Below are 14,052 nucleotides of genomic sequence, written 5' to 3'. Positions count from 1 at the left end.
TTTTTATTCTCAATTTATTTTAATACGCTAGTGTTTTCTTGAATGACTGCGAAACAAAAACTTGAATTAACCTGGATTGGCAAAGAGCATCGGCCTAAGCTGGAGCCGCGCATTTTGCTGGAAGACCCCGAAAAGTCTTACCATGCTGCCCATCGAGTAACGGAGAATGACTGCTTCGACAATCGGCTGATTTTTGGCGATAATTTGCTGGCGCTGAAGGCATTGGAGGCGGAGTTTGCAGGCAAGGTAAAGTGTGTGTTTATTGACCCGCCTTACAATACGGGCAGTGCATTTACTCATTATGACGATGGGTTAGAACATTCGATTTGGCTGTCGATGATGCGCGATCGCCTAGAAATTATTCGCAAGCTTTTATCAGATGATGGCTCGCTTTGGATAACGATTGATGATAATGAAGTCCACTATCTAAAGATCATGTGTGATGAGATCTTTGGACGTGCCAATTTTATTGCATCAGTTATCTGGAGAAAAAATTATGCCCCCAAGTCTAGTGCTCGACATTTCTCTGTTGATCATGACTACATTTTGATACTTGCGAAAAATGCAGAGCATTGGACTCCTAATCCAATGCCAAGAAGTGAGAAACAAGATGAAATTTATAAAAATCCAGACAATGATCCACGAGGTCTTTGGCGTCCTGATAATTTATCAGCTAGGAATCCTTATAGTTTAGGAATTTATTCTATAACTACTCCAAGTGGACGTGTTATTGAAGGACCACCAAAAGGGCATTATTGGTCTATATCAAAGGAAAAGTTTTTTCAATTAGACCGAGATAATCGTATTTGGTGGGGGAAGGATGGGAATAATATACCTGCTCCAAAACGATTTCTTTCAGAAGTTAAGCAAGGTAGAGTACCACAAACATATTGGGATTATTCAGAAGTAGGTCATACGCAAGATGCAAAGAAAGAGATTGTTGCTTTGTTTGGTGATGATGTTTTTGGAACCCCAAAACCAGAAAACCTTATGAAGCGGATTGTAGAAATCGCAACTAATCCTGGCGATCTCATTCTCGATTCCTTCGCAGGTTCCGGCACCACAGGCGCAGTCGCCCACAAAATGGGTCGCCGCTGGATCGCGATCGAACTCGGCGAACACTGCCACACCCACATCATTCCCCGCCTGCAAAAAGTCATCAACGGTGAAGACAACGGCGGCATCACCCAAACCGTCAACTGGCAAGGCGGCGGCGGCTTCCGCTACTATCGCCTCGCCCCCTCCCTGCTAGAGCAAGACAAATGGGGCAACTGGGTCATCAACAAAACCTACAACCCCGCCATGCTCGCCGAAGCCCTCTGCAAACTCGAAGGCTTCACCTACGCCCCGTCCGATACCTTCTACTGGCAGCAAGGCTACTCCACCGAACGCGACTTCATCTACATCACCACCCAAAACCTCAGCCACGACCAGCTCGCCCAACTCTCCGATGAAGTGGGCACAGACCGTACCCTGCTAGTGCTCTGCATGGCCTTTCGGGGTAAAGCTGACAAATTCCCCAACCTCACCGTCAAAAAAATCCCCAAACAGGTGCTCTCCCGCTGCGAGTGGGGTCACGACGACTACAGCCTCAAAGTCGAGAACTTGCCCAAAGCCCCAGTCAAACCTGGACAGATGGAGCTAAACCTATAAATCTTTTGATCTCTTAATTTACGGAGTTTGACCTATGCAATCTGCATTACACATCACAGCCAAGGTATTGCCAGGAAATCGTATAGAAGTTCAGCTTCCATCCGGTTCTGAAGGACAAGAAGTAGATATTTTTATTGTTTTGCCGATAGCAAACTTGCCCACTAATCATCAGGATCAAGTGGCTGATCTGAACGAGATGGCTAAAGATCCAGATATCCAAAATGAACTAGCCGCAGTTCTCTCAGCAGAAGCATTGACCAGAATCCGAAACCGTCCTAGAGTCAACCCGCTTGAATTTAGTCTGCCGGACAGCACAGATCTAATCCGAGAGGATCGTGACCGATGACCGTTTCACTCCGTTATGTTTTAGATGCCAACATTTGCATCAAGCAGTTTATTGACGACCCATTAACACCAAAAGTAAATCAACTGTTTGATCACCTTAATAATTCCGCAACCAGGTTTTTCGTACCCGATCTGTTTTATATCGAGTGTGCCAGCGTCTTTTGTAAGTATGTCCGTGCCAACCTCTATACGGCAGAACAAGCTAAGGCCGATTTAATTGACTTGAAGATTTTAGGGCTTCAGGTTATTCCAACACGGAGATTAATGACGGAGGCGACTGAAATCGCCTTGAAATATGGCATTTCTGCCTATGACGCTTGCTATGTCGCACTATCACAGCAAGTTGAGGCACCCTTGCTAACCCTAGACAAGCGCTTAGTCAACTCGTTAGCCGACAGTCATTTTGACGTGCGACTGTTTACGGATTTTCAGGTGCCAGATGTCTCCTAACCCTAAGTTTGTTTCCAGGAAAGATACATGACCAGCATCACCATTCACCTACCCGACACTGCCTTTTCCTCCCTACGCAAAACCCCTGACGAATTCGGTCAAGAAATGCGGCTCGCTGCTGCTGTCAAATGGTATGAGCTAGAGCAAATCTCCCAAGGCAAAGCTGCTGAAATCGCCGGATTGACCCGTGCTGAATTCATTCAGGCGCTTTCCCGCTACCGAGCCTCTGTATTGCAGTACACCGAAGCCGACCTTATCAGAGAACTCAGTTCTGCTGATTGAACCTAGAGAATAATGTCTATGAATTGCCATGTTAATGCCATCTCCGCTCGCCTCAGCCTGCGCCAACCCCAACGGGACTCCCTCGAAATCCTCGATCGCATTTGCGAAATCTTGCCACCCAAGCCAAACAGCAATAGAGACACCGCATTAGCCACCATCCAAAGTGAATACCCCACCGTCACCGACTTTGAGCGCGAATTCCCTTCCCTCTGCTTTTCCCTAGCAACAGGCGTGGGCAAAACTCGACTCATGGGCGCATTCATCACCTACTTGCATCTTGCCCACGGCGTCAAAAATTTCTTTGTCCTCGCCCCCAACCTCACCATCTACAACAAACTGATTGCAGACTTCACCCCCAACACCCCCAAATACGTCTTCAAAGGTATCTCAGAATTTGCTACCGATGCCCCCGAAATCATCACAGGCGACAACTACGAAAAAGCCGCCATCATCACAGACTTTATCCGCTGCAAAATCAACATCTTCAACATCTCCAAAATCAACTCCGAAGTCCGAGGTGGCAGAAGCCCCCGCATCAAACGCCTCTCCGAGTACATCGGCGAAAGCTATTTTGATTATTTAGCCAACCTGGATGACCTGGTCATCCTCATGGACGAATCCCACCGCTACCGCGCCTCTGCCGGGATTCGCGCCATCAACGACCTCAAACCTGTCCTAGGACTAGAATTAACCGCCACTCCTTTTGTAGAAACCAGCAAAGGCGCAATTCAGTTCAAAAACGTTATCTATGACTATCCCCTCGGACGGGCAATGGCAGACGGCTTTGTCAAAGAACCCGCCGTCGTCACCCGCAAAGACTTTAACCCCGCTGGCATGTCCGCCGAAGAAATCGAACGTCTCAAACTCGAAGACGGGGTGCGCCTCCACGAAAGCATCAAAGTCGAACTCGAAACCTACGCCCGCGAAACCAACAACCCCATCGTCAAACCCTTCGTCCTCGTCATTGCCCGTGACACCACCCACGCCGCCCAATTAGTTGCGCTGATTCAGTCCGAAAAATTCTTTGAAGGCCGCTACACCGATAAAGTCATCCAAGTCGATTCCAGCACAACAGGCACTAAAGAAGACGAAATGATCGATCGCCTCCTCAAAGTGGAACACACCGATGAATCCACCGAAATTGTGGTTCACGTCAACATGCTTAAAGAAGGCTGGGACGTAACCAACCTCTACACCATCGTCCCCCTCCGCGCCGCCAACGCCCGTATTTTGATCGAGCAGTCCATTGGTCGAGGACTGCGCTTACCCTACGGCAAACGAACAGGTGTGATGACCGTCGATCGCCTCAACATCATTGCCCACGATAAATTCCAAGACATCATCGACGAAGCCAACCGCCCTGACTCCCAAATTCGCCTCCAGCAGGTCATCCTCGACCCCAAAACCATAGAGCAGAAAAACGTCACGGTTGTCTCCCAATCTCAATTGGCAAATCAGCTAGGACTTCAGTCCCCGCAAAACACTGCGCCAACCAACATAACAAGCCAGACCAAAGCATCTCCGCCGATCTTTACTACGCCACAAGAACAGAAAATCGCTCAAATTACCTATCAAGTCATCCGTCAGCTAGAAAATCAGCCAGATACCGTACCCACCTCAGCCGCTTTGCTAACCCCAGCCGTACAGGCCAAAGTTAAAGAAGCTGTAGAAGCAGAATATCGATTGCCTCAACTAGAGCTAGAAGGCATCAAAGAGCAGCCGAATATAGCCGAGATTGTGGCGAAGACGGCAGAACTGGTCGTGCAGCAAACCATCGACATCCCCCGTATTTTAGTCGTGCCGAAAGGCGAAGTTAAAACCGGGTTTCGGTCGTTCACCCTAGAACTATCGAGACTCAATTACCAGGCCCCAGCCGATGAACTCTGGATTCAGCACCTCAGAACCCATGAGCGCGAAGTGTTGGGACTGGGCGAAGGCGGAATTGATGAAGTCCGTCTAGAAGACTATATCGTAAGCAGCCTCATCGACTTTGACGACATTGCTTACGACGAACACGCCGACCTGCTTTACGATCTAGCCGGACAGGTCATAAATCACTTCTTGGGCTACCTGTCTGAAGCAGACACCCGAAAGGTACTCCGACTTTATCAGCGAGACATTGCCCGCTTCATCCACTCCCAGATGCTGAAGCACTTTTGGGAAGAACCTGTTGATTATGAAGTCAATATTAGCCGAGGCTTCACCGACCTTAAGCCCAGCGCCTATACCACTACCGCCAATGAACCACCCCGCGATTTTCGCTATGCACCAACGGATAAGAGCAACATGGCTCGGTATCTCTTCGGCGGATTTTCTAAATGTCTTTACCCCGTCCAAAAGTTTCAGTCCAATACTGAACGAATGCTGGCCATCATTCTAGAGCGGGAGGCTCTGAAATGGTTCCGTCCCGCCAAAGGGCAGTTCCAGATCTTCTATCGTTGGAACGGCGAACACCCAGAGTATCAGCCCGACTTCGTCGCAGAGATGGAGGATGCCATCTACATGCTCGAACCCAAAATGAGAAGCCAGATGAATGATCCTGAAGTCCTGGCAAAAAAAGAAGTGGCAGTGCGCTGGTGCCAACAAGCCTCAGACTACATGCAGCAGCATGGCGGAAAGCCCTGGCGCTATGTGCTGATTCCCCATGATGCGATCGCCGAAAATATAACCATTGAGGGTTTTCTAAAGCTGTTCGAGTCGCCAAAGTAGAGATTTTTACTCCGATCGCTGCTCCGTTTGAACAGGTTAAAAAGATGCTCGGCTTTGCGATCGCCTTCCCATTATCGAGCAATTCGATCGATAACCCTAACCCTGTAAGCCTTTTTTATGCTTGTTTCACCCAATTGGTTCGCTACTCGTGCGACATCAGAACTCCTTGTCGTTGTAGACTGTCGCTTCTCGTTAGCCGACCCGCAATTAGGCCACCAGCAATATCTTCAAGGCCACATTCCAGGCGCTTACTATCTAGACCTCAACCAAGACCTTTCCAGTCCGGTGCAGGCGCACGGGGGTCGGCATCCTTTACCTCATGTTGCGACGCTGGCAGCGAAACTTTCGCAGATGGGCATTACCGCTGCCACAAAGGTGGTCGCTTACGATGACAGTCGATTTGCCTTTGCCGCGCGGCTCTGGTGGCTGTTGAGATACATGGGGCACGATCGCGCAGCAGTGCTCGATGGCGGGTTTGCGGCTTATCGCGCGGCTGGATTGCCCGTGACCTCGGAAATCCCGGCGGAGCGGAGCGGGCAATTCGTACCCAAGCTGAAACCGGAATGGGTGGTGGATAGAATGGGCGTCCGGCAGCGCCAGAATCAGCCCAATGTCAAACTCGTGGATTCCAGGGAGGGCGAGCGATACCGGGGCGAACGGGAGCCGATCGACCCGGTGGCGGGGCATATCCCCGGAGCGGTCAATTATCCTTGGCAGCAGGTGACGGATGAAGGCGGACGGCTGCGATCGCCCCAAGATCTCCGCACTTACTGGTCGGAAGTTGCCACTGCCGATGAGATCGTCGTCTATTGCGGGTCTGGGGTGACGGCCTGCGTCAACTTGCTGGCTTTAGAAGCGGCTGGCATTCAAACGGGTAAGCTCTACGCGGGCAGTTGGAGCGACTGGTGTTCTTACCCGCTCGATTGACCGAACGAGGGTTTACAATGGCAGTTGGAATTGCACGCAGCGGAGATCGGCGATGTTACTCAAGTCCACCACGCGCCACATTCATATTTTTACGGCTGAGGTCTCTGACAATCAACTCGTCCCCAGCGAGAACGTCCTCACCTTGGATGTCGATCCAGACAACGAACTGGAATGGAACGAGGATGCCCTTCAGCGGGTCTATCAAAAATTCGATGAATTAGTCGAAGCGTCCGGCGGCGAGGATTTGACGGACTACAACCTGCGACGCATCGGGTCCGATCTGGAGCATTTCGTGCGATCGCTGCTCCAAAAGGGGGCCATCGGCTACAACCTCAACAGCCGCGTGAATAACTACAGCATGGGTCTGCCGCAAGTGGTGCAGAAGTAGCCCATGAATGCAAACTACAATCCCTGGAGCGATAAACCGCGCTGGTGCCAACCTTGGACGATCCTGCTGACGGGTACTAGCGCGATCGGCGGGAGCTGGCTTCTGTTCCATCGCATATGGGTGACGGCACTCGTGGCAATCCCCATCGGCGTGTGGATGGGATTTTTTGTGTTGCTCTGGCCGAAACTGATGCGGGCGGCAATGGTTGAAGCTGCTACGAAATCAGGGAATCCAGACTTGTAGGAAACGTTTAGCTTAAGGCTCTTACTGCCTGCGATCGCGCAAGCCCTGACTTGTTATTTCGCTAGGATATTTAAGACGCTTGGCTCTCAAAGGGTTTTGCAGACGGAGGCTGGCTTCGGTGAGGTTGAGGAGCGGCATGGGGGCAACGATCGCGCTGTACCCATTTCAGGGATAGAGTACCCAAATTTTACGCCCAGATCGCTTTAGCCCCTGCTGTTATGGTTCTGCTTGGACGATTTGTTGAATGAGGGTCTGTATGCCTTCGCGATCGCCCTGGCTGAGCAGTTGCTGGATCTGTTCGCCGTGGGGTGATGCCAACAGAATACTCAAAAGGATGCTCTGCACGTTGGCTGCATCGGGAGATTTGAGATGGGTTAAGATGCCCAGCGATTCGTGAGTATATTTGATTGCTCGATTAAATTCTCCCTGCGTTGCAAGTAGTTGAGCCATCATAACCAGGGTGGCGGCTTTGCCCTGGACATTGCCGATGCGTTCTTTCAGCTCTAAGGATTGCTGGTAAAGCGCGATCGCCTGTTCCACCTCCCCTCGATCGGCATAGATTCCTGCCATCTGATGGAGTGTGGCGGCTTTGCCCTGGACATCGCCGATGCGTTTTTTTAGCTCTAAGGATTGCTGGTAAAGCGCGATCGCCTGTTCCACCTCCCCTCGATCGGCATAGATTCCTGCCATCTGATGGAGTGTGGCGGCTTTGCCCCGGACATCGCCGATGCGTTCATGCAGCTCTAAGGATTGCTTGTAAAGTGCGATCGCTTCTTCAGACTTACCCAAATTATTGCGGAGAACCCCCAACTCATGGAGCACTGTAGCCTTGATGGATAAAAGCTCAGGTTCATCAGTGATTTGAGCTAAAGCATCTTGAAACATTTTCTCAGCTTTAACCACATCTCCTTGGCTGCGATAAAGAACACCCAACTCATTCAAGATCTGTAGACAAGTCTTAATATTCGCTTGAGTTTGCCCATGACCAGAGGGTTGATACTCCATTAATAAGCGCTGAAGCAAATCAATTCGCTCTTGCTTTTCTGCTAAACCTAAACTTCCGTGAATTTGCTCCGAATCAAGAGTGTGGGACAACGCATGAACCTGAGTTCTTGGCGATGTCTGAAACCGAAATAAGCCCGATTTCCAAGCCCAAAAATCAGGTGCATACCTTGCCAGCCGAGTAATGGCATAATCTGGCAAACAAAATAGCAGCGGATGGGGAATACTTTTGACAAAATCATCCCGCACAAAATTGAGATCTTGCAATATGGGGGGGTAGTCCCCCGTCATCCCGATGGACTGCTCTAATCCTCGAATAATCAAAACCAGTTTTTTCCCTGACGGAACCTGAAGGTTTTGCAACGCTTTCACGATCAAATCTCGCAAAAACCGGAGCTGCGGATCTGGGAAATTTAACACCTCAAACTGAATTTCTTGACAGGTAGGATCTTGCTGAAGTGCTTCAAGAACAGCATTTGTATCAGGCTTAAAATTTGACTCAATAAACCCAATCGTCAACCCTTGCGATGCATTCACAAACGAAACAAGCTGCCTCTTTTGATATGTTGTTTCAGTCACGAAGTCGATCGCTCCCTGCTCATCCATCACAGCCTCAGCGTAATCTGGATGAATCCAGGATAAATCAGCTACCGTCAGGTTTAATGTTTTAACTGTTTCGAGGATAGCGAGTGCGGACTCTTGGTGCGTCACCGCTCTGAGAGAGCTAGCGATCGCCTTCTCCTCCGGCACAACACAAACCTCAGTGCCAGGATTGGGTGCATTGGCATGACGAACCAACGTCACCTCTCGCCCAGAAGGCAGCGAAAGCATTGCAAAAACAAGATAGTCAAGGTCATCAAATCCTTCACGGAAGCTCAGAACCCCTGTACTCGTCAGTTCATCAGGCTCCATCCGCAAAACCGCAACGGGCATTGTTGCGATTGTCGCTTCACCCAAATCAATCCCTTTATCTTGGCTGAGGACACTTTTCATAGCTGACGATTTACAAGCGCTATTGCCTTGAGTATAGCGAAGCCATCCTTCACTAAAACACCTTCTCGTGGGCCACTCCAGAACGCAAACCCTGGCGGCATTCCAAAATCTGGTTCAATATTCGTCGTAAATTCGATCCCTCTTTTTCCCGTTGGCAATGGCCCACAATACGCCTTAACCTTTGGGACCTCGCTGCCTCTGGCGGGTTTACCCCATATTTCCTGACTAGATTCCTGTCGAACTGCATCTTCAGGTGTCTGAGTCGGAGATTCTAAGCGATGGTACAACGCCAATAACTTTAATCCCTAAAGCGTAAACGTCGCAAGGTCTTCATCCGCCGCAGAGTCTGAGTTGGCTAATGACTTGAGGGTTGATGTTTTGCTTCCCACTGCGCCAGGTTCTGCTCTAACGTCCGTTTGGGCAATCAGATCGGCCACCTTGGCTTGAGGATTTTGATCGAGGACCGCTAACAGATTGACAAAGGCTGTAATCGTATTCCGAGGGGTGCGAAAATAGGCATCCCCAATCCGCTGGGAACAGTGGGCCATAAATTGCTGAATGCCTTCATCCCCAATGAGATATTGTTTAGGCTCCCCAGCCGCATAAACATGACGAATGTTGCCCAACAGAACGTAAAGATCTTCGGGACTGAGATTTGTCAGTTGTAGAACGGGACCGCTGTAGTCCACCAGTCCGTTCGCGGCAAAAGTATTGACCGTCAGCCGGGATTGCAAGGCCGGATAGCTGTAGAGTCCTCGACGGGTATCGGTCAAAAATTCAGGTGTGCCGCCCAGCAGCACGCCTAGGCCCGCTGCGGTGCCCTGCAAGACATCGTTTAAAATTCGCAGGATTTGCTCGTAGTTGCTTTTGCGCGCCTGCACGTTAGACAGCTTGAATAAGTTCACCAATTCATCCCAGCAAATCAGCAGCCCCCCGTAGCCGGACAATCTGACCAACTGCGCCACGAGCTTGAGCCGATCGTAGACATTCTCGTCGTCCACGATCGTCCGCACGCCCAGCGCCTGCCTCGCTTCGACCTTCGAGCTAAACTCCCCCCGCAGCCAGCGGACGGCACTGGTTTTGAGGACTTCGTCGCTGGTATCGTGGCCGCGCCAGTAGGCAGCAATGACTTCGGCAAAGTCGTAGCCACCCACCATCTCCGACAGGTGAGCCAGCCGCTCCCGAATGACCGCCTCGGGGCTGATACTGCGATCGCGTCCTTCGCTAATGGCAGAAGTCACAAATCGCTCCACCACGCTGGCAAGGGCACCCCCCTCCGGCTTCGTGCGGGTGGACAGGTTTCGCATGAGTTCGGTGTAGAGCGATCGCGCTTGCCCTCCCGTGGCATGGAGGCGGCGATCGGGGGTGAGGTCGGCGTGCGCCGTCACTAACTTTTCCTGAAGGGCAATAGAGCGGGTGAGGGACAGAAAAAAAGTTTTCCCAGAACCGTACTCCCCAATCACAAAGCGAATGGCAGAGCCGCCCTCCGCAATCCGTTTGATATCCTGAATGACGGCTTCCAGCTCGCGCACCCGCCCCACCTGAATCAGCGGCAACCCCGTGCGGGGCACCACGCCAGCCCGCAGAGATTGAATTACGGCTTCGCGCTCTTTCGCTTTAATGGGGAGGGGTTTAGTCACGACAGCAGCTCCTGCAAGACAGTTGGGTTCACTTCAAGGGGGTCTTCTCCCTCCGTTAAGGCTTCGTCACAGCGATCGAAGGCGGCTTCGTTGATGAGTTCTAGCGCGCCATCTAAAAGCAAGTCCAATTGTCGAGCAACCCGCACCAGATCTTCCCGGCTCCAGACGGTCTGCTGCTTTAGGGTGTGCAGAAAGGTAGCATGGGCAGAATCCAATCCTAACGACGGGCTGGTGGATGGAACTGAAATCGGTTCCTCCACGAACACAGACTGAAGAAGTTGCATGGCTTCTGCGGATTCGAGCTGCTTGGCTTGAATCCGCTCTAAGTTTAGGGCAAACGGTGCGGGTGCGGGGAGTTCTGGTTCTGGTTCTGGTTCGGCGTGGATTGATGGAGCAGTCGAGGACTGGGAGGCAGCAGTCGTTTCGTTAAACGGTTCCGCTCCTTTGACAGCGCGTTTTTTGCGGGTGCGTTTTTGACTGAGTTCGGCAACCTGAGCCATGAGGTCGGCATTATCGGCTTGGAGTTGAATCAGATTGATCGCGCGATCCGTAGCCAGTTGATTGAGTTCGGCAACTTGGGTTTCGAGAGCGGTGTGCTGGGCAAGGGCCATCGCCAGCTCCTGCCGAGCTTTGGCCAATTGCTGCTGGAGCTGCTGGGTCGTACTTTGGGATTGCTCTAGCGTATGCTCGACGCGCTGGGATTGGGTTCGCCACCAACAGAGGCCAACGCCAAAAACCCCGCCAATCAAGAGATCTCGCAACATGCTGATTCAAATTCATGGATTTGCAACACAGAATAACGCAAACTGCGTTCCATAAGCTTTTTCAATCCCGTATTTTTCAAACTGGCCCAATGCTTTGAGAGACGTGCGCTCTGACACGAGCTGGTTCAGAGGATAAGTGCCATAGTGAAGACTATAGGAAAGATAAACTACTTAACCTTAGCGATAGGGTTTCAAAAATGATAGAGGATAAACCGCCCAGCAAAGATGAATTCCTTCGCCCTCGCAGTCGATACTACGGGGAATTCACGCCCGAAAATTTAGTTTTTGATGCGAACCTCCAAGAGTTTGCGGCTCAAGTCGGCTTTATCTGCGCCCTAGAAACCAGCGGCAAGATATCCAACGCCGAAGCCTATCGGCAGATTAAGGCGTTGTTTAAGAATCTCAAGCAGAGCAAGAAAGGGCTAGGAATCGGCAAGTCTGATTCGGATGACGGGAAAGAACAAAAACCTCCCTCCTGACTCAATGTGTAATTTCACCATGCTCATCCTCAGACGCGCGGGTCTTCCGCAAAAGAATGTTCGTTCCGTTCCACGGGCGTTGAGAACAGGAGCGTAACCATAGATGGTGCAATGGGTCGATGCCACAGTCCTTTGGGGACGACAAAGATAGACCCAGCTTTGAGCGTCGTACAGATCGGCTCTCCCTCAGGCAAAACCTTGAGATCCAGCTCGCCATCTAACACGTAGAGCAGTTCGTCTCCATCCAAATGACGCTCCCAGGGCACATCGCCGCAATAACGAACCAGACCGATGCGGGAGCGATCGAACGATGTCAGCATCCGATGCGCGGCCATCGCTTCTTCAAAAGTCGTATCCGGCGTAATCTTTAGCTCTGGCAAATCCTTGACGATGGATTGAAGGTTATAGGCTTCCATAAATTGACCTTCCTGGATAGCAGTTCGTACCGCTACCCTAGCATCATGCCTCCACCAGTTCGCGGGTGTCGCGCTCGATGGGGGCCGTCAAAGCAGATTCCAGATCGGCACAGCCGAAGCGCGCTTCTAAAATCCGCATGACTTCCCGTCCAAAGTCATTGGGATTCTGCTGCCAAGCTTGGAGACAGACCTCGCCGAACATAGAACCCAACGGCTCGGGATTCCAAAGCAGTTTCCTGACCGTCCAGGGTTTGACATTCATCGGATCGTAGCCAGGCCGTACGATGTCGTTCTTAAACGCGTATTCTTCTAAATGGGTATGCGGTTGAAGCCCGATGAAGAAGATGGCGGGTTCTACTTTGTCCGCGCCAAAAATCCGCTCTAACTCGCGGTGGTAGGCAACGGTTTGGCGGATGGTTTCCGGGCGCTCGTCGATCACGTTGAAAGAGTAGTTCACTGAAACCAGGTCGTTAAATCCAGCCGCCTTGAGGTCGCGGCAGTTCTCCAGCACCGTTCTGAGGTTGTAGCCCATCCGCATCTTGCGCACCAGTTCTTGAGAGCCGCTGGTAATGCCGATCTCAAAATAGTTCATCCCCGTTTTGACCATGAGGTCGCACAGCTCTGGGGTTAAATTGTCGGCGCGAATGTAGGCGGCCCAATGGATATCGTCCATTCCAGCGGCCAAGATTTTTTGCAATAGCTCTACTGCATCGGGCATGTATTTGCGAGCCGGAATGAACTGAGCGTCGGTAAACCAGAAATTGCGAATGCCGCGATCGTAGAGCTGGCGCATTTCGGCCACCACTTCATCGGCTGGGTTAACCCGCACCTGCTTCCCTTCAATGACGGTATAGATGCAGTAACAGCAGTTGTGGGGACACCCTCGTTTGGTTTGGACCCCCACATAAAAGTCTCGATCTTGCAGGTAATATTCGAATTCCGGCCAGATCTGTTCGATATAGCGATAATTGCAAGCTGATTTTTCGATGGGTGCGGGGAACTCGTGAATCATGCGATCGCGGGGTTTGGTCTCCCCCACCACAAAGCACCGCTCGTCTGCAAAGTCTTCGCCCCGCAGGAGCTTCTCTAGGAGCGCTTCACCCTCGCCGACGGAGACGATCGTCCCCTTGGGAAGCGTGCTGGCGACCTGCTCGTAAAACACGCTCACCGCACCGCCGCCCACCACAGTCCTCAGCTTGGGGCTGTAGCGTTTTGCCCGCGCAATGCCCCGCTTGATCAGCCCGAGATTGCGCCATAGTTCGCCGTAGTAACCGCTGGCGATACGCAGCAAGCCAATTGCACCCTTCGCTTTGAGCAGAAGATTGCGAGCGTAGAAAAATTCAAACGTGTATTGCAGTGGATTGCCGCCTCGACCGCCCACAGGCGCGTAGATTTGAATGTCTCGCCACGAAAATACCAGAACGTCGGGTCGAAATTCGTCAATGCAGCGTTCCAGCGCGGGCGCGAAGTCGAGGGGCGGTACCGTGCCCAAATCGAAAATTCGCTGAGCCGCTTGCGGAAAAAGTTTGCGAACGTGATCGGCCAAGTACACGACCCCAATCGGGAAAATGGGGTTACAGGGCAAGCGAACGTAGAGAATCCGTGCGTCCATTCTGCTCAATCGCTTTCAGACCAGCGGTAGGGTAAATATATTTCTTAACACTCTCTCATTCTATATTAGTCTTCGAGATCCGGGCAGCTCGAGAAGACGGCCTGGGCTTCTTTGCAAGCATGAGAGGCACGCGCTCCAGTCAAGCCCTC

14 protein-coding genes are annotated in these 14,052 nt (G+C 51.4%); 9 read left to right on the top strand and 5 right to left on the bottom strand.

All coding sequences use genetic code 11. From position 1 onward, the window contains the following. The first annotated feature begins 42 nt into the window (after positions 1–42). From R6H26_RS05345 to R6H26_RS05310, 8 genes are all read left to right on the top strand, one after another. Positions 43–1,653, top strand: a complete 1,611-nt coding sequence (locus tag R6H26_RS05345) for a site-specific DNA-methyltransferase (protein ID WP_404788980.1) — start codon at positions 43–45, stop codon at positions 1,651–1,653. Between the two features lie 34 nt (positions 1,654–1,687). Further along, the gene (locus R6H26_RS05340; protein WP_404788978.1) at positions 1,688–1,999 is read left to right on the top strand and encodes a hypothetical protein; all 312 of its coding nucleotides are present in this window, start codon (positions 1,688–1,690) and stop codon (positions 1,997–1,999) included. After that, a complete protein-coding gene (locus tag R6H26_RS05335) occupies positions 1,996–2,448 on the top strand; it encodes a type II toxin-antitoxin system VapC family toxin (RefSeq protein WP_404788976.1) in 453 nt (150 codons plus the stop codon). Before R6H26_RS05340 ends, R6H26_RS05335 begins: the two co-directional genes overlap by 4 nt. A gap of 27 nt (positions 2,449–2,475) precedes the next feature. Continuing rightward, positions 2,476–2,730, top strand: coding sequence for a UPF0175 family protein (locus tag R6H26_RS05330; protein ID WP_404788974.1), 255 nt, complete (start codon positions 2,476–2,478; stop codon positions 2,728–2,730). A gap of 18 nt (positions 2,731–2,748) precedes the next feature. Next, complete coding sequence (locus R6H26_RS05325; RefSeq protein WP_404788972.1) at positions 2,749–5,439, top strand: DEAD/DEAH box helicase family protein; 2,691 nt, start codon at positions 2,749–2,751, stop codon at positions 5,437–5,439. A 117-nt stretch (positions 5,440–5,556) separates the two neighbouring features. Next, positions 5,557–6,366 carry a sulfurtransferase gene (locus R6H26_RS05320; RefSeq protein ID WP_404788970.1) on the top strand — a complete coding sequence of 270 codons (810 nt, stop codon included), beginning with the start codon at positions 5,557–5,559 and terminating at the stop codon, positions 6,364–6,366. A 52-nt stretch (positions 6,367–6,418) separates the two neighbouring features. Continuing rightward, positions 6,419–6,754, top strand: coding sequence for an NAD(P)H-quinone oxidoreductase subunit M (locus R6H26_RS05315; protein ID WP_404788968.1), 336 nt, complete (start codon positions 6,419–6,421; stop codon positions 6,752–6,754). A gap of 3 nt (positions 6,755–6,757) precedes the next feature. Beyond that, positions 6,758–6,997 (top strand): DUF6737 family protein, encoded by a 240-nt coding sequence (locus R6H26_RS05310; RefSeq protein ID WP_404788966.1) that lies wholly within the window; start codon positions 6,758–6,760, stop codon positions 6,995–6,997. 216 nt (positions 6,998–7,213) lie between these two features. Here R6H26_RS05310 and R6H26_RS05305 read toward each other — a convergent pair whose 3' ends face one another. The 3 genes from R6H26_RS05305 to R6H26_RS05295 all read right to left on the bottom strand — a co-directional run bounded on the left by R6H26_RS05305 (position 7,214) and on the right by R6H26_RS05295 (position 11,396). Next, the gene (locus R6H26_RS05305; protein ID WP_404788964.1) at positions 7,214–8,992 is read right to left on the bottom strand and encodes a tetratricopeptide repeat protein; all 1,779 of its coding nucleotides are present in this window, start codon (positions 8,990–8,992) and stop codon (positions 7,214–7,216) included. A 305-nt stretch (positions 8,993–9,297) separates the two neighbouring features. Further along, positions 9,298–10,632, bottom strand: a complete 1,335-nt coding sequence (locus R6H26_RS05300; protein ID WP_404788962.1) for an ATP-binding protein — start codon at positions 10,630–10,632, stop codon at positions 9,298–9,300. Then, the gene (locus tag R6H26_RS05295; RefSeq protein ID WP_404788960.1) at positions 10,629–11,396 is read right to left on the bottom strand and encodes a tellurite resistance TerB C-terminal domain-containing protein; all 768 of its coding nucleotides are present in this window, start codon (positions 11,394–11,396) and stop codon (positions 10,629–10,631) included. The genes R6H26_RS05300 and R6H26_RS05295 overlap by 4 nt, the downstream gene beginning before the upstream one ends. Before the next feature lie 197 nt (positions 11,397–11,593). Here R6H26_RS05295 and R6H26_RS05290 point away from each other — a divergent pair, with 197 nt between their 5' ends. After that, the gene (locus R6H26_RS05290; protein ID WP_404788959.1) at positions 11,594–11,875 is read left to right on the top strand and encodes a hypothetical protein; all 282 of its coding nucleotides are present in this window, start codon (positions 11,594–11,596) and stop codon (positions 11,873–11,875) included. Between the two features lie 29 nt (positions 11,876–11,904). On the opposite strand, the gene R6H26_RS05285 is transcribed toward R6H26_RS05290, so the two are convergent. After that, positions 11,905–12,291 (bottom strand): cupin domain-containing protein, encoded by a 387-nt coding sequence (locus tag R6H26_RS05285; RefSeq protein ID WP_404788957.1) that lies wholly within the window; start codon positions 12,289–12,291, stop codon positions 11,905–11,907. 43 nt (positions 12,292–12,334) lie between these two features. Then, complete coding sequence (locus tag R6H26_RS05280; protein WP_404788955.1) at positions 12,335–13,903, bottom strand: photosystem II high light acclimation radical SAM protein; 1,569 nt, start codon at positions 13,901–13,903, stop codon at positions 12,335–12,337. Positions 13,904–14,052 lie beyond the last annotated feature (149 nt).

The sequence above is a fragment of the Altericista sp. CCNU0014 genome (assembly GCF_044923475.1).
GTDB lineage: Bacteria > Cyanobacteriota > Cyanobacteriia > Thermosynechococcales > Thermosynechococcaceae > JAAURS01.
The sequence above is the reverse complement of the archived record's forward strand: the minus strand, read 5'-3'. Positions and strand labels throughout refer to the sequence as shown.